The organism is Parablautia muri, from assembly GCF_009917485.1.
In the GTDB taxonomy this organism is placed as follows: domain Bacteria; phylum Bacillota; class Clostridia; order Lachnospirales; family Lachnospiraceae; genus Suilimivivens; species Suilimivivens muri.
In genome coordinates this window covers 1-18473 of the sequence record NZ_QZDT01000015.1, presented here as the reverse complement: position 1 = coordinate 18473, position 18473 = coordinate 1, and the positions used below count along the sequence as shown (strand labels likewise).

Annotated in this window: 19 protein-coding genes; 2 read left to right on the top strand and 17 right to left on the bottom strand. The window is 43.1% G+C overall.

The genetic code is table 11. The features are described 5' to 3' along the window. Nucleotides 1-32: 32 nt before the first annotated feature. The 10 genes from D5281_RS10535 to tig form a co-directional block, all read right to left on the bottom strand. The gene (locus D5281_RS10535) at nt 33-623 is read right to left on the bottom strand and encodes an HdeD family acid-resistance protein (protein ID WP_160560119.1); all 591 of its coding nucleotides are present in this window, start codon (nt 621-623) and stop codon (nt 33-35) included. A 128-nt stretch (nt 624-751) separates the two neighbouring features. Further along, nucleotides 752-1255 carry a VanZ family protein gene (locus tag D5281_RS10530; protein WP_330584940.1) on the bottom strand — a complete coding sequence of 168 codons (504 nt, stop codon included), beginning with the start codon at nt 1253-1255 and terminating at the stop codon, nt 752-754. Next, a complete protein-coding gene (truA, locus tag D5281_RS10525; RefSeq protein ID WP_330584939.1) occupies nt 1255-2022 on the bottom strand; it encodes a tRNA pseudouridine(38-40) synthase TruA in 768 nt (255 codons plus the stop codon). The genes D5281_RS10530 and truA overlap by 1 nt, the downstream gene beginning before the upstream one ends. A gap of 1 nt (nt 2023) precedes the next feature. After that, the gene (locus tag D5281_RS10520) at nt 2024-3091 is read right to left on the bottom strand and encodes a D-isomer specific 2-hydroxyacid dehydrogenase family protein (RefSeq protein WP_330584938.1); all 1068 of its coding nucleotides are present in this window, start codon (nt 3089-3091) and stop codon (nt 2024-2026) included. Next, entirely contained in the window at nt 3081-4307 is a 1227-nt protein-coding gene (gene ytvI / locus D5281_RS10515) for a sporulation integral membrane protein YtvI (RefSeq protein ID WP_330584937.1), read from the bottom strand. Before ytvI ends, D5281_RS10520 begins: the two co-directional genes overlap by 11 nt. A gap of 43 nt (nt 4308-4350) precedes the next feature. Beyond that, on the bottom strand, nt 4351-4974 hold the full coding sequence (gene yihA / locus D5281_RS10510) for a ribosome biogenesis GTP-binding protein YihA/YsxC (RefSeq protein WP_160560117.1): 624 nt from the start codon (nt 4972-4974) through the stop codon (nt 4351-4353). 95 nt (nt 4975-5069) lie between these two features. After that, nucleotides 5070-7463: an endopeptidase La gene (lon, locus tag D5281_RS10505; protein ID WP_277935294.1), complete on the bottom strand. Its 2394-nt coding sequence runs from the start codon at nt 7461-7463 to the stop codon at nt 5070-5072. A 145-nt stretch (nt 7464-7608) separates the two neighbouring features. Then, nucleotides 7609-8865 (bottom strand): ATP-dependent Clp protease ATP-binding subunit ClpX, encoded by a 1257-nt coding sequence (gene clpX / locus D5281_RS10500; RefSeq protein WP_160560116.1) that lies wholly within the window; start codon nt 8863-8865, stop codon nt 7609-7611. A gap of 58 nt (nt 8866-8923) precedes the next feature. Continuing rightward, nucleotides 8924-9517: an ATP-dependent Clp endopeptidase proteolytic subunit ClpP gene (gene clpP, locus D5281_RS10495; protein WP_160560115.1), complete on the bottom strand. Its 594-nt coding sequence runs from the start codon at nt 9515-9517 to the stop codon at nt 8924-8926. Between the two features lie 157 nt (nt 9518-9674). Continuing rightward, complete coding sequence (gene tig, locus D5281_RS10490; protein ID WP_160560114.1) at nt 9675-10961, bottom strand: trigger factor; 1287 nt, start codon at nt 10959-10961, stop codon at nt 9675-9677. A gap of 436 nt (nt 10962-11397) precedes the next feature. Between tig and D5281_RS10485 the strand changes: the two genes are divergently transcribed. Continuing rightward, entirely contained in the window at nt 11398-11964 is a 567-nt protein-coding gene (locus D5281_RS10485) for an ECF transporter S component (RefSeq protein ID WP_160560113.1), read from the top strand. Between the two features lie 66 nt (nt 11965-12030). On the opposite strand, the gene D5281_RS10480 is transcribed toward D5281_RS10485, so the two are convergent. The 4 genes from D5281_RS10480 to D5281_RS10465 form a co-directional block, all read right to left on the bottom strand. Next, nucleotides 12031-12231, bottom strand: coding sequence for an alpha/beta-type small acid-soluble spore protein (locus tag D5281_RS10480; RefSeq protein WP_120471362.1), 201 nt, complete (start codon nt 12229-12231; stop codon nt 12031-12033). A gap of 193 nt (nt 12232-12424) precedes the next feature. Next, nucleotides 12425-12928 carry a GreA/GreB family elongation factor gene (locus D5281_RS10475; RefSeq protein ID WP_160560112.1) on the bottom strand — a complete coding sequence of 168 codons (504 nt, stop codon included), beginning with the start codon at nt 12926-12928 and terminating at the stop codon, nt 12425-12427. An 80-nt stretch (nt 12929-13008) separates the two neighbouring features. Next, on the bottom strand, nt 13009-13449 hold the full coding sequence (locus D5281_RS10470; protein WP_160560111.1) for a CBS domain-containing protein: 441 nt from the start codon (nt 13447-13449) through the stop codon (nt 13009-13011). Nucleotides 13450-13572: 123 nt separating this feature from the next. Further along, nucleotides 13573-14130: a DJ-1 family glyoxalase III gene (locus D5281_RS10465; protein ID WP_160560110.1), complete on the bottom strand. Its 558-nt coding sequence runs from the start codon at nt 14128-14130 to the stop codon at nt 13573-13575. A gap of 258 nt (nt 14131-14388) precedes the next feature. Here D5281_RS10465 and D5281_RS10460 point away from each other — a divergent pair, with 258 nt between their 5' ends. Beyond that, nucleotides 14389-14880, top strand: a complete 492-nt coding sequence (locus D5281_RS10460; protein ID WP_160560109.1) for a CYTH domain-containing protein — start codon at nt 14389-14391, stop codon at nt 14878-14880. Here the strand turns inward: D5281_RS10460 and malQ are convergent, their stop codons facing one another. From malQ to D5281_RS25610, 3 genes are all read right to left on the bottom strand, one after another. Next, complete coding sequence (gene malQ / locus D5281_RS10455; protein ID WP_160560108.1) at nt 14881-16356, bottom strand: 4-alpha-glucanotransferase; 1476 nt, start codon at nt 16354-16356, stop codon at nt 14881-14883. It lies immediately after the preceding gene. A 211-nt stretch (nt 16357-16567) separates the two neighbouring features. Then, nucleotides 16568-17878: an alpha-amylase family glycosyl hydrolase gene (locus D5281_RS10450; protein WP_160560107.1), complete on the bottom strand. Its 1311-nt coding sequence runs from the start codon at nt 17876-17878 to the stop codon at nt 16568-16570. Between the two features lie 396 nt (nt 17879-18274). After that, the coding region (locus D5281_RS25610; protein WP_277935293.1) for a hypothetical protein at nt 18275-18473 on the bottom strand (199 nt) is incomplete at its 5' end.

The following is an 18473-nucleotide window of genomic DNA, read 5'->3' as shown; positions in this document are numbered from 1 at the left end:
TTTTCGCCCAAGGGAACGCCTATTTGGTAAAATCAATCGGCATCCTCCACATCCACATATTCCACATCAATGATTCTCTCTTTATCCTTTTTCACTTTAAACACTCTTGACAAAATCCAGATATCCGACCCTCCGTCATACACAAGAAATACTCCAATCAGTCTGACCACTGTCTCCACGGCCTCAAAAGGATTCATAACCAGCACACCGCCGGCTCCCACCGTTAAAAGGCCAAAAATAAGCGCAAGCCACCATTTCTCATATTCCTCCTTCTGCAGGGTCATTGCCTGAGCAACATTGTGCAAACCATGTATTACAATCAATACCCCTATTATCACCGGCACTGCTTTAATGATGATATCAGGTCTAAAGAAAATCCATGCTCCAAACACCGCGCATATAATCCCCAGCACCAAAATCCCCTGGGAGATGACGGTCCTTTCTTTGTTAAACAGATAAAGAGTAATCTGTACAATACCGTAAATCAGCAATATGGTTCCCAGCATTTTGCACACAATCTGTGTGGTTGTTCCCGGCCATATGATGAGCACCAGCCCGAAAATCACGCACAATATCGCCGATGCCATATAATTTGCTTTTAATTCCTTCATAAATTTTACCATGTCAGTCCTCCTTTTCTCCCGCATAAATTCATACCTGGTATCCCCGGTCTTAGGCCGGACCGCTGCCGGATCCGGCATTGGTAATCCGCCGTCTGCAAAGGGCAGGATACCAGTTGTCTTATCCTTTCTTATCCTTTCTTTTTCTTCGTCCTGTTCCTGCCGGCACGCTTTCTATAGCGCTCAAGTCCCAAATAAGCCAGATACCCTATCACCGCCCCGAAGCAGTTTAGCAGAATATCATCCACATCAAAGGCGCCAAAGGCGCTGAAAAGCTGAAAAACCTCTATTCCTACCACAAAGATAAACGCATGCATAAGCATCACAAGGAAATTACTGCCCCAGTCAATCACATAGGGCAGCAAAAATCCAAAAGGAATAAACACCACAATATTTCCCACCAGGTTTTCAAAGCTGTTGAGCCGGTCGGAATAATCTATATACATACGTATGGTCTTAAACAACGTAAAATTGGCCGTATCCAGCCCTTCCAAAATCACGTCCTTTTCCCAGCCTGCAGCAATTTCCCTAAGCTGCCAAAGGGGATATTTAAAAATTATGACCTTTATTACGATAAGCAGATAAAAAAAGAAAATGAGCCTGACATGTTTCCTGCTAAACAGTTTATTGTCCACTAATAACGAACCTCCATCAAAATAAGTCCTTTTGCAGGAACAAGCTCTCCGGCGTTTTCCCTAAGGCCGGAGTCCAAAATTTCCGCTACTTCTTCAGGTCTTCTCTTATGTGTCCCCACCTCTAAGAGCGTGCCGGTCATGATTCTCACCATGTGGTACAAAAATCCGTTGCCGCTGTAAACAAAGCGGACCTCATCCTGTACATTCTGCATTCTCATAGAAGCGCTTACAGTCTTTTTAATTTCAATTCTATCGATGGTCCGTACCGTAGATTTTTTTCCTTTTTTGCTTGAGGTGAAAGCTTTAAAATCGTGGGTCCCCGCCAAAAATTCCGCCGCCTTTTGCATCGCGGCAACATCCAACTCCTCTTTCATGAAATATGCATATTTTCTGTCAAATAAATGGGGCACCTGGCTGTTTACAACGCGATAACAATAAGCTTTTCCCTTTACATTCAACCGGCTGTGGAACCGCTCGGACACTTCCTTTACGGAAATCACCGAAATGTCCTCCGGCAGGTAAAAATTCATGTAGTCCAAAATCTCCCGGGCGCTCATTTCCGTATCCGCATGGAAATTCGCCACCTGCCCTAAGGCATGCACCCCTGCATCCGTTCTGCCGGAGCCTGTGATTTCAATTTTCTGTCCGGTCATTTTGGAAAGAAGGGCCTCAAGCTTTCCCTGAATAGTATTTTCCGTGCTGACCTGTCTCTGCCATCCCCTGTATCTGGTGCCTTCATACTGCAAAACAATTTTAAAATTATGCACCTTAGACCTCCCAGGGATTTTCCCTGCCCTCCATAAAGTATTTACAGCCAAGCAGAGAATCTCTCACTACCGTCACAACATAATCATCCGTGTAAAAAGCCATGTGATGGCTCACCGTCACATTGGGAAATCCACGAAGGACTGCAAGCTCTCTGTTATTAAGTATATCTGATTTGTGGTCATAATAATACAATCCAAACTCATTTTCCACCACATCCAGGCCTGCGCCGCCTATTTTTCCGCTCTCAATACCGGCAATCAGGGCCTGTGAGTCAATCAGTCCCCCTCTCGCCGTATTGACCAGCATCACCCCATCCTTCATTTTGGCAATTGCCTGCTCGTTGATCATGTGGTAATTGTCGTTGGTCAACGGCGCGTGCAGGGTAATTACATCCGCCCTGCGCCACATCTCATCTAAGGTTACATAAGGCACTCCGGCCCCTTTCACTTCATCATTTTCATACAAATCATATGCTATCCGGTTACACCCAAAGCCGGACAGGTTTTCAAGAACTCTTCGGCCAATTCTGCCTGTGCCGATGACTCCTACGGTTAAATCTTTCAGCTCCCTACCCTGAATTCCTTTCAGAGAAAAATCCTGAATATTTGTGCGCTCTATGATCCGCTTCATTTTACGAATGGTCATCAGAATCAGCATCACCGCATAGTCCGCCACGCCATATGGGCCATAGGGCGCGTTTGCCACCGTCATTCCCAGCTCTTTTGCCGCCTTTACATCAATGTGGTCGTAGCCTATGGTTCTCGTTGTAACATACTTCACCCCCACCTTGGCGAAAGCTTCAAGAAGCTCCCCTGGCATTGGTGAAGTAATGATATCAATGCAAGCGCTGCCCTTCGCCAAAGCGGCGTTTTCCATATCCGGGGCATCCGGGCAAAGTACCAGCTCCACCCCCATCTCTTTTCCATATTTTTCAAACAGTTCCTTTTCATCAAAGGCCCTGCAATTGTATACGGTAACTTTCATATTTATATCCATTCCCTTCGCTTCGCCCAAAGCGCCATGAAAAATGATTTTTCTCCTTTCAGAGTGCAAAATTTTATTTTTCACGCTTTTCCTGACTGCTTCGGTCTTCTTCTTTTTGCTTTTTATCAATGCGCTCTTTTTCCCTGTAAATACGCACCGCTTCCATATCATCTTCATTTAAATGTCTGAAATTGCTTACACTTGCATACAGAATTTTCAAGCTGTCCAATGTAGTCTCAAACACGCCTTCCTGGTACATATTCAGGATAATGATTCCAATGGGAACAGCCAGAATCATTCCCACCACTCCTCCTGTTTTATAACCGATATACAGCAAAAAGAGGGTTGGAATCGGTGAAAGCCCTACGGACTCCCCCACGATTTTAGGCTGAATCAGCTGTCTTGCAAGCTGTCCCACGCCCCAGATAATCAAAAGCCCCATCACCAGTGGATAATCACCGCTTAAAAACTTAATAACCGCCCAGGGAAGTAAGACTGTTCCGGTTCCAAAAAAAGGAAGGAAGTCCAAAAAAGCCACGCCAATCGCAATGATAAACGCATACCGGATTTTCAGCACACTAAAGCCTATACAGAGAAGAACATACATCCACAATTCAATTTTGATCTGCGCTTTGAAATAGCCTCCAACCGCATGCTTTAGTCCTCTTTTTATCATTCCATAGTGTTCGATAATGGATTCCGGCATAGCCTTTGAGAGAAGATTCGGCAAATACTCTCTGTCAGCCACAAAAAAGTAGGCGGACAAAAGACACATAATAATTCCTATCAAAATAGACGGCAGATTCATAGCAAAACGGCTGACGGCCTCAATTGTAGGCATACTCAGATCTCCAAAAAAGCTGCCCAGATATTCTGTCACATTTTCCGTAAGATTTTTCAAAGTCAGCTGGATATCCCTGGGAAGATATTTGCTCATCAAATCCAGCTTTTGCTCTATCTCCGTCAAATCCTCCTGGGCCCCTTCCCACATCTTAGGCAGTTCGCCGATGAAGTTAACTATCTGCTCCGTCAGTCTCACTCCCAGAAAATAGCCTGCAAGTATCACCAGTGCTATTACGGTAATAATCACGAAGGCGGAGCCCGCCATTCTTTTTATTTTTAATTTCTTTTCAAAGAACCGGACCGGAGGGCTTGCAATCCATGCAATCACCCAGCCCAGGACAAAGGGCATAAAGTAAATCACTACTTTGGGAAGCACAAACATGCACAGAAGCAATATAACCAGCATAATTCCCAGATTTACAAATACCTTTAAATAAGTTCTATGTTTCCCCTTCACTTATTCCTCAATGCCTCCACGCCGCCATCAGACTTAAATGCGGCTAAATTTGTTTATCTGAATTTTCTTCTTCCATATTCCGGTTTTCCAGATAGGAATCCAAAAGTGTATAAATTTCTTCTCGCCCCTGCTTTGTCATAGCCGAGTAAGGAATTATGACCGTATTTTTTACCACCTTAAGGCCTTCCCTAATCATCTTAACATGATTCGGTACCTGGCTTCTTTTAATTTTGTCCAGCTTAGTCGCTATGATGACCGGTTCAAATCCCTGTTTTAAAATCCAGTCGTACATGAGCCTGTCATTACCTGAAGGCTCATGGCGTATGTCCACCAAAAGAAATACCACCCGAAGCTGCTTCGATCGGTGCAGATAATTTTCAATCATTCTGCCCCACTTTGCCTTTTCTTCCTCGTTAGCCTTCGCATAACCGTAGCCTGGCAAATCCACAAAATACAACTGGTCATTGATATTATAAAAGTTAATGGTCTGTGTTTTTCCTGGCTGCGCACTGGTTCTGGCCAGCGCTTTCCGGTTCATAAGACCATTGATCAAAGAAGATTTTCCCACATTGCTTTTGCCGGCAAAGGCAAATTCCATATGCGCATTGTCCGGAATGGCGCTTGTGATGCCGCAAACCGTTTCAAGACTTACATCCTTTATTACCATAGGAACCCTCCATGTTTCCACTACCCCCAAATAGTATGCATGCAAAGCATGATTGTAAACACAAGTTTATTTCTGTTTCACACATATCCCGCCTTTTATTTCTTTGTTTCTTTAACCGACTCGCCTTTTAGCAGCGCATGCTTTAAAACTTCCTTCATATCCTTCACATAAGTAATCGTAAGTCCGTCTTTAATTTCCTGTGAAATTTCTTCTATATCCTTCCTGTTTTCCGCCGGAACAAGCACCTCTTTAAGACCTGCCATCTTTGCCGCAAGGATTTTCTCCTTAAGGCCGCCTATGGGGAGCACCCTGCCCCGCAGGGTTACCTCTCCAGTCATGGCAATATCGCTGCGCACCAGCTTGCCTGTGATTGCCGAAAACAATGCGGTTGCCATGGTGACACCGGCAGAAGGCCCATCCTTAGGTACGGCCCCTTCCGGGATATGTATATGGAAATCATTTTCCTTGAACATTTCAGGCGAAATATGATGCTCCTCCCCAATAGAACGCACATAACTCATTCCAATGATGGCGGATTCCTTCATCACATCTCCCATTTGACCGGTAAGCTCAATCTCACCCTTACCTGGCATCCTGTTTACCTCTATCTGTAAAGTATCGCCGCCCACACTTGTCCATGCAAGGCCCCGCACAATTCCCACCTGGGGCTCCTTGTTTGCCTTATCCAGAGTATATTTCCTCTTGCCCAAATATTTATCCAGATTAGCAGCTGTTACCTTAACCTTTAGATTCTTTCTATCTTCCTGCTCCCCATCTGCTTCACGGGCCTCCAAAATTTCTTTTGCACTCTTTCGGCAAATATCCCCAATCTTTCTCTCCAGCTCCCTGACGCCCGCTTCCTTTGTGTAATAGGTGATGATATTCTTAAGCGCCCCGTCCTGAATCAACATCATCTGTTTTGTAATTCCATTTTTTTCCATCTGCTTTCCCAGCAAATGCTCCTTCGCTATATGGAATTTTTCATTTTCCGTATAGCTGTTCACTTCAATGACTTCCATTCTGTCAAGGAGAGGTCTTGGAATGGTTGTTGTGGTATTCGCCGTTGCGATGAAAAGCACCTCTGACAGATCCAGCGGAATCTCTACATAGTGATCTCGGAACCTTACGTTCTGTTCCCCGTCAAGAACCTCCAAAAGCGCTGAAAAGGTATCTCCCTTATAGTCATTACTTACCTTATCAATTTCGTCTAAAAGCATAAGAGGATTCTTTACCCCGGCCTGCTTTAGCCCCGCTGCAATCCGTCCGGGCATAGCCCCTACATAGGTTTTTCTGTGTCCTCTTATTTCCGCCTCATCTCTGACGCCGCCTAAGCAAATCCGTACATACTTTTTGTTAAGCGCCCTGGCAACACTTCTGGCAATAGAAGTTTTGCCGGTTCCCGGCGGTCCCACCAGACAGATAATCGGGCTTTCCCCTTTTCTCGTCAGGCAGCGCACCGCCAAAAATTCCAGAATCCTTTCTTTTACCTGGGAAAGGCCGTAGTGCTCCTTTTCCAGAATATCCTTGGCCCGCTTCATACTCTCGTTATCTTCCGAAACCTGATCCCATGGAAGTTCTAAAAGCGTCTCAATATATGCCCGCTCCACGGCGCTTTCAGAACTGCTCCCCATCACATTCCTGAAACGGGTAATTTCCTTCTTAATCTTTTCTTTTACTTCCTTGGAGGCTTTTAGTGCCTTAAGCGCCTCCTCAAACTGGTCCGCATCTGAAAAAGAGCCTTCTTCCCCAAGTTCTTCCCTGATATAACGGAGCTGTTCCCGCAACAGGTATTCCTTTTGGTTTTTATCCACCCGCTCCCGCATTCTGCCTGCCAAATCTTCTCTCACTTTGGCTATCTCTATTTCATTTAACAGATGGGTACACAGAATTTCATAGCGGTCTTTGATAGAAACAGTTTCCAAAATTTCCTGCTTTTTCTCATAGCCCACGGGAAGATTGGTAGCAATCTGATCAATCAGTTTTCCAATGGAATGAATCTGGGCGTATCTCTGCACCGCATTTTTATCCAGCTTGGGGTAATGTGCCGCAAACGCGGCGAAATATTCCCGCAGCTGCCTTAACATGGCTTCTTCCCTGGCTTCTTCATCTTCCTGCCATACATCGGAAACCTGTTCTAAATATCCTTCTATAAACTTTGTATTGTCCTTGTTGATTCCGTGTAAAGTTCCCCGGCTAAGTCCTTCCACCAATACACGGACTATTTTGTTGGGCAGCCTTGTAATCTGCTTCACCGCACAAATCGTCCCTACCCGGTAGAGATGCTCCTCCTCGGGCGCATCCACACCCGGGTCCTTTTGCGTTACCAGGAATATTTTGCCGCCCTTCATCATGGCATACTCTAATGCCTGCACGGACTTCTCTCTATTTAAATCAAAATGTATTACCATATTTGGTAAAATAGTCATCCCACGTAAAGGGATGATGGGCATTCTTAAAAGCCGCTCTGTCTCTGTTATCATTTCACTCATAAATTCATCCTCTAAGTTGGGTTATCTCAATATCTTCTGTAATAAGAAACGTAAATTGACTCCGCCTTCCTGCCTATCGCAAACAAGCGCCGTCCCCCTTCGCATGTCATATTGTAACAAAATGCCGCCTTGACGGCGGCACTTTCTATCTGACCTTGCGCATTATTTCACGATGTATTAACAGGGGTTCACTGGTACCTTCTACCGCGCCTTTCGTAATAACGCACTCTTCAATTGTATCATCTGACGGAATCTGGTACATCACATCCATCATAACCTTTTCCATAATAGAACGCAGTCCTCTGGCACCTGTCTTGCGCTCAAAGGCTTGACCGGCAATAAGGCGTACCGCATCCTTCTCAAAAGTAAGCTTCACATCATCAAACCGAAACAGCTTTTGATATTGTTTAATCAGTGCGCTCTTCGGCTCTGTTAAAATTCTGTAAAGCGCCTTTTCATCCAGTCCCTGTAAGGATACATTAATAGGCACACGACCTACAAATTCAGGAATCAGGCCAAATTTCACCAAATCCTGAGGTGTTACCTCAGCAAGCATTTTGCTGATTTCCTGATTGCCTTTCTCTACAATCTCCGCCTCAAATCCAATGGAATTGCGGTTTAATCTGTTTTCAACAATCTTCTCCAATCCATCAAAAGCGCCTCCACAGATAAACAATATATTGGAGGTATCTACCTGAATCAGCTCCTGGTGTGGGTGCTTTCTTCCGCCCTGGGGCGGCACGCTGGCCACTGTTCCTTCTATTATTTTAAGCAGCGCCTGCTGCACGCCTTCTCCGGATACGTCTCTGGTGATAGATACATTTTCGCTTTTTTTCGTAATCTTATCAATTTCATCAATATAAATGATACCCAGCTGGGCACGCTCCACATCGTACTCGGCTGCCTGTATCAGTTTTAGAAGAATGTTTTCCACATCCTCCCCTACATAACCGGCTTCCGTTAAAGTGGTGGCATCCGCTATAGCAAAGGGTACATTGATAATCTTAGCCAATGTCTGGGCTAAATAGGTTTTTCCCGAACCGGTAGGCCCTATCATGATGATGTTGCTCTTTTGAAGCTCCACACCATCCATATCCTGAGGGGCTGTCACTCTCTTGTAGTGATTGTATACAGCCACGGATAATACTTTCTTTGCTTCCTCCTGCCCGATGACATAATCATCCAGAAATTCCTTGATTTCCACAGGTTTTAAGAGGTTTATCGTAAATTCTTCCTCTTCTTGCATTTCTTCCTCGTATTCTTCTTCCACAATGTCAGCGCAGATTTCAACGCATTCATCACAGATATACACGCCTGCCGGACCTGCAATTAATTTCCTGACCTGATCCTGTGTCTTATTGCAGAAAGAACATCTGATGTTATCGGAATTTTTTCCTGCCATCCTTCTACCTCTTATCAGTTATCTTTAAAAACAATTTAACTATCTAAACCGTACGATCTTACTTATTATCTGCCCGCTTGTAGAGCACCTTGTCAATTAAGCCGTATTCCTTCGCTTCCTCAGCGTTCATCCAGTTGTCTCTTTCCGTATCTGCAGCAATTACCTCATAATCCTTTCCGGTATTTTCTGCCAGCATTCTATTTAACTTTTCCTTGGTTTGCAGAATATGCTTTGCCGCAATTTCAATTTCAGTGGCCTGCCCCTGGGCGCCGCCAAGAGGCTGATGAATCATAATTTCAGCATTAGGAAGTGCCAGTCTCTTACCTTTTGCACCACCTGCCAACAGGAATGCGCCCATGCTGGCTGCCATTCCCATACAGTTGGTAGCCACATCGCATTTAATATACTGCATGGTGTCATAAATTGCCATACCTGCTGTCACGCTTCCACCAGGGCTGTTAATATAAAACTGAATATCCTTTTCCGGATCCTCTGCTTCCAGAAAAAGCATCTGCGCCACTATCAAGCTCGCTGTCACCTCGTTGACTTCTTCCCCCAGAAAGATAATCCTTTCCTTTAAAAGTCTTGAATAAATATCGTAGGAACGCTCCCCCCTGCTTGTCTGTTCAATGACATAAGGCACCAAACTCATTTTAATCCTCCATTCTTACCAATTACTCCCAAATTTGGACATGCGCACAAATTTGTTGATTGAAAAATTGAAACAAACATTACAAAACTTGTAAATAAAGTGAATCTTCTCCATTTTTTTCGCAACTGTCCGAATTTATATCCAGACAAAATAATACTTATTTTTCTTTTGCCTTCTCCACAGCAAACTCGGCAGCCTTTTTGACTGCAATATCTTCCTTAATCTGTTCTGCATTTTTCTCCGGAAGGGACTCCTTAATTTTCTCCACTTCCATCTGATAAGCTTCGGCCATCACTTTTAATTCTTCTTCAAATTCTTCCTCTGAAGCCTTGATATTCTCAGCTTTCACAATAGCCTCTAACACCAGTCTGGATTTGATTCTCTTTTCAGCCTGAGGCTTAATCTGTGCAAGCATGTTATCATAGGATGTGCCTGTAAACTGAAGATACTGGTCAAAAGACAATCCCTGCATCTGGATTCTCTGGGCGAACTCATTCACCATCTGCTCCTGCTGAGTGGAGATCATAGCCTCAGGAATCTCCATATCGGAATCATTTACAATCGCTTCAATGACCGCAGCTTCCTTTGCATCCTTAGCTTCCTTTTCTTTCCTCTCTGTCAGTGTAGCCTTGACACTTGCTTTATATTCTTCCAGGGTATCAAATTCTGAAACCTCACTTGCAAACTCATCATCCAGTTCCGGAAGCTCTTTTTCTGTTATTTCTTTCACCGTACATTTGAATACGGCTGCTTTTCCCTTCAAATCCTCTGCCTGGTAATTCTCAGGGAAGGTTACATTTACTTCCATTTCCTTGCCGATTTCCGCCCCGATTAACTGCTCCTCAAATCCGGGAATAAAAGCACCTGAACCAATGGTCAGCGGGTAATCCTCACCCTTTCCGCCCTCAAACGCTGCGCCGTCCACAAAACCCTCGAAATCCAGAACAATTTTATCCCCGTCTTTTACCGGTCTGTCCGTAATCGCAATGTTTCTTGCGTTGTTTTCTCTTTCTTTGTTAATCTCTGCGTCTACTTCTTCATCGGTGACTACACTGTCAACCTTTTCAATCTGGACGCCCTTATATTTTCCAAGCTTCACCTCCGGCTTAATTGCAACCTCCGCCGTAAAGATAAAAGGCTTGCCTTTTTCAATTTGTGTTACATCTATTGTGGGCCTGGAAACAATATCCTCGCCACATTCTTCCACCGCATTTTCATAGGCGCCGGGAATCAGCTCATTAGCCGCATCCTCATAAAAGATTTCCGGTCCATACATTTTCTCTATCATCTGACGAGGTACTTTTCCTTTGCGGAAACCAGGAACACTTATTTTATTCTTGTTCTTTAAAAATGCATTCTGCAATGCTTTTTCCAATTCCTGCTCGGAAACCTCAATTGTAAGCTTTGCCATATTTTTTTCCAGTTTTTCTACCTGTACACCCATTGTAGTACATCCTCCTTAAAATCCTCTATCCGTTTATCAATTTGCTGTTTTGGAATTGTTTTGACATAAAGATACGATTAAATTCCATAAATACCCACAGTCATTATCCGATTATAGCATACCTATAAAAAAAATACCAGATTTTTATTTCGGTTTTCCGTGTTTTCAGTGTTGCTTTTTCTTCTTTGCGCTTTTATACTGTTTAATGGCTCTCAATTACGTTGGTGCCAGGCTTACAGAATCCTGGCAGCATACAAACATAGAAAATAGATTGAAAAATCAAAGATTTTTCAATCTTACAAATTTGTGCTTGCGCCCAAATTTGAAGGCTGCTGGACGCATGGAGGGATAGATTGAAAAATCAAGGATTTTTCAATCTTACAAATTTGTGCTTGCGCCCAAGTTTGTGGGTTGTTGGCAAGAATGGAGGATTATCATGAAAATTTCAACAAAGCAATTCATTCAAACAGCGCTGCTGCTTGCCATTTGCATTGCAAGTCAGTTTTTTAAAAACCTTTCCGTATATTTGACCGGACCCATTGTCAATACCACCATTATAATTGCGGTGCTGGCCGTTGGGCTGTGGAGCGGGCTTTTCATCAGTATCATAGCGCCCGTCACCGCCTTTTTTATTTCAGGTTCGCCTATTATGTCAGCCATACCCCTTATGTTCCCTGCCGTTATGGCTGGAAACACTGTTTTAGCAGTCTGCGTATGGTACTTTCAAAAGCATTTCCATTTTCGCCATAAGCTCCCGGTCGGTTTCATTGCAGGTTCCCTGCTCAAGGCCTCTTTCATGGGAATCGTGATTGTACTTATATTGCTTCCTTCCTTTGGCGGAAATATAGCTTCACATCTTCCAAAACCGGAAGCTCTGCCGGTGGTTTTAGCCACCGCACGGATTACCTTCTCCATTACGCAGCTTATCACGGCTCTTACCGGCAGTCTTCTTGCCTATATCATATGGATACCCCTTCAAAAATATTTGAAGAAAGAAGATTGATTATCAAAAACAGCCCGCCTGCTTTATGCAGACGGGCCATTCTTTTTTCTTTCATTTAAGAAAGTGTTATTTCATAGATTCTTCTTGCTTCTTGATCATTCTACGAACCATCTCACCGCCAATGGAACCGGCTTCCTTTGAAGTCAAATCGCCGTTGTAGCCTTCCTTCAGGTTAACACCAAGTTCAGAAGCAACCTCTGTTTTGAAACGATCCATAGCTGCCTTAGCTTCAGGAACTTCTACTCTATTAGATTTGCTGCTAGCCATCTTTTTCACCTCCGTTATTATATTTGACTGCCTGTTGCAGCCCTGCTTCAAGATAAGCGTTTTGGACTTACGCTTATCTCGAAGTTTCCTCCGTTCAAAGCGCTGTCTTTATCACTTATCTTGTTCATAGTATTAACGGTGTTCGTGAAAATATTATGGTAAGTTTTTCCGCTTATTTATTGCATCATGATTTTTAAAAACTTCGTATTTTATCGCTGCCAGTATCTACAGTGTTTTCTATGGAACGGACTATAATATAGTAGCCATAATCAGCATTTACCTGCACATAAACCCTATCGCCCACTTTATGTCCCATAAGGGCTTTACCGATTGGCGATTCAACACTTACCAGCCCTTCTAAGGAGTTTCCACGCATGGTTGTCACGATTTTATATTTTTCAATAGATCCATCTTCCTCAAACTCTACTGCTACCGTATTGTTCATACCGATTTCATCCTCTTTGGAATCATCCGATATAACCTCCGCCGTTTTAATCATCCGCTCCAAAAAACGAATACGGCTTTCATTTTTGTTCTTTTCCCTTTTTGCCGCATAATATTCAAAATTTTCACTTAAATCGCCATGGGCCCTGGCCTCCTTGACGGATTCTAAAAGTTTGGGACGTATTACCAGCTTTCTTTCCTCAATCTCAGCCTCCATAGCCGCAATATCTTTTTGTGTTAACTGATTAAACATTTTATAACCATGCTCCCTTTCCAACTTGCCAATTTGTGCGTTCAAGCATAAAATCAGGGCTGAAAGAATATGGTCCTTTCTTAGCCAATGCTCATTCCGCCTGCCTCAAGCTGAGCCTTTACCAGTTTCTTACAAAGATACTGAATCAGGTCCTTTCTGGTAATCAGACCTATAAAATGTTTCCTGTCATCCACCACCGGAACAAAATTCTGGTTCATGGCTTTGTTGAGCAAATCCTCCATATTGACATCCACTTCAACAGGCTCATTGTCACGCATCCGAGGAACCTCCGTCATAAGAATTTCCTCCGCATCCCGCAATGATAAATCGTCCTGATCTTTGATGTACCATAACAAGTCGCCCTCTGTCAGGGTGCCTATGTAACTCCCGTCCTTCCTGGCAATGACAGGAATCGCGGAATACCTGTGGTTTTCCATTTTTTCCAAAACCTGACGCAGCGTATCCGTGTCATAGACATAGGCCACTTCACTTTTCGGCGTTAAAAAAAATAATATATTCATAAAGTATTCATTTGTACCCTTTCCGGTTATTTCTAAAAGTGCCTTAGCGCCTGCGAAAAATCATTCCTGCAAATCAATATACCGGTTCGCAGAAAAGCGTTTTCTGATATGTTCAGGCCGCCGTTATCGCTTTGGTCCGTAAACAATTTTCTCCGCCATAGCCGCGCTGGCTTTGCTGTCTGTCAAATGTGCAAGCAGCGCCAGTCCAAAGGCAATGGAACATCCCATGCCTCTGCCGGTTATAATATTTCCATCCTGCACTGCCGGCTCGCAGGTTACAGTTGCTCCCTCCAGCTGATCTTCCATACCCGGATAGCAGATTGCCTTCTTTCCTTTTAAATGGCCTCTGTGTCCTAAAATAGTGGGAGCCGCACAGATTGCGCCCACTGCCTTTCCTGCCGCTACAAAGACATCCACCTGTTTCATCAACGCTTCACATGCCTCTAAATTTTTCGTTCCGCCAAGGCCTCCGGGAAGTACAAGCATATCCACTTCGTTAAAATTCACATCTTCAAGCAGCTCATCCGTTATCACCGGAATTTCATGGGAACCTATCACTGTCTTATCCCCCATAATGGAAACCATTTTCGTATCAATTCCCTGCCTGCGCAAAATGTCAACTACCGTAAGAGCCTCAATTTCCTCAAAACCTGTTCCAAAAAATACACATACTTTACTCATGCTATAAAACCGCCTTTTTATTCAAATTTTTATTCCATAATATTTATGTTACTATGAATATTGGCAATGGTTCGGTCAAGCTGAACCTTTCTTATATTTTACCATTGAATATCCAAAAATTCCAATTAATGATTTGTAAACTTTCTTAAGGAATACTATAATTCATATTAGAAATAATTTCCAAAAATTTATGAATCATTTGTTTCAAATCACACCCTATACATTCATAATATTTATATAAGGAAAGGAGCCTTCACTATGGAAATTGAACGCAAATTTTTAATCAAAGAACTCCCCTGTAACCTTGACGCTTATCAATGCCTTCTGATTGAGCAAGCTTATCTGAATACCGATCCCGTCATCCGCATCCGAAAGCAAGATGATACCTATTATCTAACCTATAAGGGAAAGGGACTTATGGCCAGGGAAGAATATAATCTACCCTTAAATAAGGAAGCTTATCATCACCTGCTGAAAAAAGCAGACGGCAATATCATCACCAAAAAAAGATATCTGATTCCAATTGAAAATCCATCATTTTCCGACCACTATGTGCCTTTGCATGGACCTGTAGAGCTCACGGTAGAACTGGACATCTTTCATGCGCCATTTGCGCCTTTAAACATTGCGGAAGTAGAATTTCCCAGTGAAGAAATGGCAAACGCCTTCCTCCCTCCCCCATGGCTGGGCGAAGATGTAACCAATGATACTGCCTACCACAATTCCACTTTATCCCAAAAGATATTTTAATTAAGCCCTTCCATACAATTTGCAAAGTGCATAAATCTTTTTTGCAAGCTCCTCATTTGCCTGCCCCTTCACCATCCTCCATTTCCAGTTATTTCCTATGGTGGAGGGCAGGTTGATCCTGGCTTCATTTCCAAGTCCCAAATAATCCTGCATGAGAATCACCGCCGTATCAGACACACTCGCAATGGCGGCTCTAATAAAGTTCCAGCCTATCTCCTTCCCACCTTTGAAATTTAAGTACGTTTTTGCAAACCTTTTGTCCTTTCGACTTAACGAGTCAAACCATCCAAGGGTAGTGTCGTTATCATGTGTTCCGGTATAAACAATACAATTCCGGGAATATTTGTGAGGCAAATAATCACTGTCTCCCTCTGCATCAAAAGCAAACTGCAAAACCTTCATACCAGGATAACCGGTTTTCTTTACCAATTTTAAGACCGAAGGAGTCAAATATCCCAAATCCTCCGCAATCACAGGCTTATTCCCGATTTCCTTTTTCATGATCCGGAACAAATCATAGCCAGGTCCTTTTTCCCATCTGCCAAACTCAGCTGTTGTGTCTCCAAAAGGAATGTTGTAATATTCATCAAATCCTCTGAAGTGGTCGATTCTCACCACATCATAAAGCTGATAGCAGTAAAAAATTCTCCGCATCCACCAGGCATAGTCCGTTTCCTTGTGATAATCCCAGCGATACAAGGGATTTCCCCAGAGCTGTCCCGTAGCCGAAAAAGCATCCGGCGGACATCCCGCTACCCCTGTGGGCATCCGATTTTCATCAAACTGGAAAAGTTCCGGACTGGCCCATGCATCCGCACTGTCAAAAGCCACATAAATAGGAATATCGCCAATAATCCGAATCCCCTTATCATTAGCGTATTTCTTAAGGCGTGCCCACTGTTTGGCAAACAGATATTGCTGAAATTCATAAAAAAGAATTTCATCTTTCAATTCTTCCTTGCATCTGCTGAGCGCTGCCGGTTCCCTAAGGCGAATATCCTCATCCCACTCTGCCCAGCTTTTTCCCTGATAGGAATCCTTCACCGCCATATAAAGCGCATAATCCGGAAGCCAGTAATCATTTTCTTTCACAAAATCCTGAAATCCTTCTTCACGTTCTATATCGCTGTTTCGGAAGGCTTTTTTTAATACCGTAAATCTTGACCGGTAAATCTTTTCATAATCAACATAGGCTTCACTTCCGCCCCAATCGCATTCTTCACACTGCTCTTTGGACAAAAGGCCTGCCTCAATCAGCTCCTCTAAATCAATATAATATGGATTTCCCGCAAATGTAGAGAAAGATTGATAAGGGGAATCCCCATAGCCGGTAGGGCCTAAAGGTAAAATCTGCCAATAGGTCTGGCCTGCGGCTTTCAAGAAATCCACAAATTCATACGCTTCCTTTGAAAACGTTCCAATCCCGTAGGCGGACCAGATACTAGATATTGGTAATAAAATGCCACTTGCTCTCATAATATTCCGTCTCCTTTTCCTAATGAAATTAACTATATTTTCGCCGTATATTTCATAAAATAAAAATAACATTTAGCACCATAATTGACAAGCGATATTTTAGGGCAGTCCATTGTATCATAAAAAGGGCGCCTGCTTCCAACGCCCTTTTCATCAAAAGTACCTTATGCCATTTATAAATGCTGCATTTCATTACAGGAAAAATGACTTTTTAACGCTCCATTTTCCAAAAAGCCGCACTGTAGGGCGGCAATTCGCTTCCACCGCCAAAATCATGCAGCTTACCGGTGATCAAATCAACCGCTTGTCCGCACCCTGCATCAAAATGGGCCACATAAGGCTCACTATCCGCATTGATGGCAACAAGAACCCTTTCTCCCTCTGCCTTTCTTTCAAAAATACACTGCTTATTGGTCAAAACCACTGAGCGGAAATCACCGTAATTTAACGCCTCTGACTCCTTCTTGGCCTCAGCCAGCTTACTTATCCACTCTGAAAGCTCATTAAACACCGGTTCCTCAAAGCTCACGCGCAAAGCCGGGTCTCCCTCGCTTTTATTGCCCTTTGTCCCCCATTCGCTTCCATAATAGACGCAGGGAATACCTGGCATACCAAAGCACATTGCATAAATAAGCGGAAGATGCTTTTCATTGGTAAGAATGCTTGCCACTCTTGTAACATCATGGTTATCCACAAAGGAAAACATATGCTTACCCTTATAAAGTGTCCAGTTTTCCGGTCCAAACTGTCTGAGCAGAGAATGGACGATCTCAAACATATTCATGCTGTTAAAGCTGGAATACAAGCCTTTGTAACACTCATAGTTGGTTGCCGAATGGAGCATCCCGTCATTGACCATACGGTTATAGTCTCCATGCAGCATTTCTCCAAGCAGGTAAAATTCAGGTTTCAGGCCTTCCGTAAAGCTGCGCAGTCTTCTCACAAAATTTTCATCCAGGCAGTAAGCCACATCCAGCCTTAATCCGTCAATGTCAAACTCCTCCACCCAGCAGCGTACCGCATCTAAGATATGATCTACTACTTCACCATTTTGGAGATTCAGCTTAACCAAATCATAGTTTCCTTCCCATCCTTCGTACCACAGTCCATCATTATAATGAGAGTTTCCTCCCAAATTAATCCTGAACCAATCCAAATAGCGGGAATTTTCTCTGTTCTTTACTACATCCTGAAATTGATAAAAGCCTCTGCCCACATGGTTAAACACTCCATCTAAGACTACCCTGATGCCGTTTTCATGCAGCTTTTCACAAACCTTCTTAAAGTCCTCATTGGTTCCCAAACGGGTGTCAATCTTCTTGTAGTCCCTTGTATTATAGCCATGGGTATCGGACTCAAATACCGGAGAAAAATAAATTGCGTTTATCCCCAACTTCTTCATATGAGGAATCCATTCCTCCACCTTTTTGATTCTGTTTATCAACACACCATCATTCTCAAAGGGTGCCCCACAGAATCCCAAAGGATAAATCTGATAAAAAACACTTTCATATGCCCACATACGAATCCTCCATTCTTAGCAATAGCCCGTAAATTTCTCCCCTTTCACATCGGAGTTGAGCTAAACCTTAGTTTACCATATTTTCACTATATTCGCAATAAATCCTCCCACTTTGTCCAAACCTAAAAGTAAAGTAAGCTCCTTTTCTATGAGCAGTTTTTAGCCGTGAACAGCAATGACGAATCCGGTCAATTTCATTGTTATTTCCATTGACTAAACAAGTATTTTTTAGCTTTTGAAATTTTCTACTTTCAATTTTTAACTAAAAACCATCCACATGATTTTTGTCTAAAAAGTTCAAATTCCCAAAGAAATCCCCAATTTCCACAGAGTTATCCACAATGACATGATTGTCATTTATTATGACTTCTTCATCTTTTCATCAAAAACGCGGCGTCATTTCCTGTAAAATCCTGCAATTTTCTTCATTTTCCCAATTTTGGTCTGCAAAAATCCAGCAAAAATAGAAATCCACAAAACGAAAGGGCACATGGAGTTATCCACATGCCCTGGTATATTTATATACTCAAACTTCGCACTTGAATAAGTGCCTATGCACCTTGAAAATTCAATAAAAACTGGCAATAAAATAGCA

Coding starts and splice junctions, on each gene's coding strand:
- clpX (WP_160560116.1), bottom strand. CDS start 8,865: ATGGCAGGAAAAAATTCCGATAACATCAGATGTTCTTTCTGCAATAAG.
- D5281_RS10485 (WP_160560113.1), top strand. CDS start 11,398: ATGAAAATTTCAACAAAGCAATTCATTCAAACAGCGCTGCTGCTTGCC.
- D5281_RS10450 (WP_160560107.1), bottom strand. CDS start 17,878: ATGTGGGCATATGAAAGTGTTTTTTATCAGATTTATCCTTTGGGATTC.
- D5281_RS10475 (WP_160560112.1), bottom strand. CDS start 12,928: ATGTTTAATCAGTTAACACAAAAAGATATTGCGGCTATGGAGGCTGAG.
- D5281_RS10535 (WP_160560119.1), bottom strand. CDS start 623: ATGGTAAAATTTATGAAGGAATTAAAAGCAAATTATATGGCATCGGCG.
- D5281_RS10465 (WP_160560110.1), bottom strand. CDS start 14,130: ATGAGTAAAGTATGTGTATTTTTTGGAACAGGTTTTGAGGAAATTGAG.
- tig (WP_160560114.1), bottom strand. CDS start 10,961: ATGGGTGTACAGGTAGAAAAACTGGAAAAAAATATGGCAAAGCTTACA.
- malQ (WP_160560108.1), bottom strand. CDS start 16,356: ATGAGAGCAAGTGGCATTTTATTACCAATATCTAGTATCTGGTCCGCC.
- lon (WP_277935294.1), bottom strand. CDS start 7,463: ATGAGTGAAATGATAACAGAGACAGAGCGGCTTTTAAGAATGCCCATC.
- D5281_RS10470 (WP_160560111.1), bottom strand. CDS start 13,449: ATGAATATATTATTTTTTTTAACGCCGAAAAGTGAAGTGGCCTATGTC.
- D5281_RS10460 (WP_160560109.1), top strand. CDS start 14,389: ATGGAAATTGAACGCAAATTTTTAATCAAAGAACTCCCCTGTAACCTT.
- clpP (WP_160560115.1), bottom strand. CDS start 9,517: ATGAGTTTGGTGCCTTATGTCATTGAACAGACAAGCAGGGGGGAGCGT.
- yihA (WP_160560117.1), bottom strand. CDS start 4,974: ATGGTAATAAAGGATGTAAGTCTTGAAACGGTTTGCGGCATCACAAGC.
- D5281_RS10480 (WP_120471362.1), bottom strand. CDS start 12,231: ATGGCTAGCAGCAAATCTAATAGAGTAGAAGTTCCTGAAGCTAAGGCA.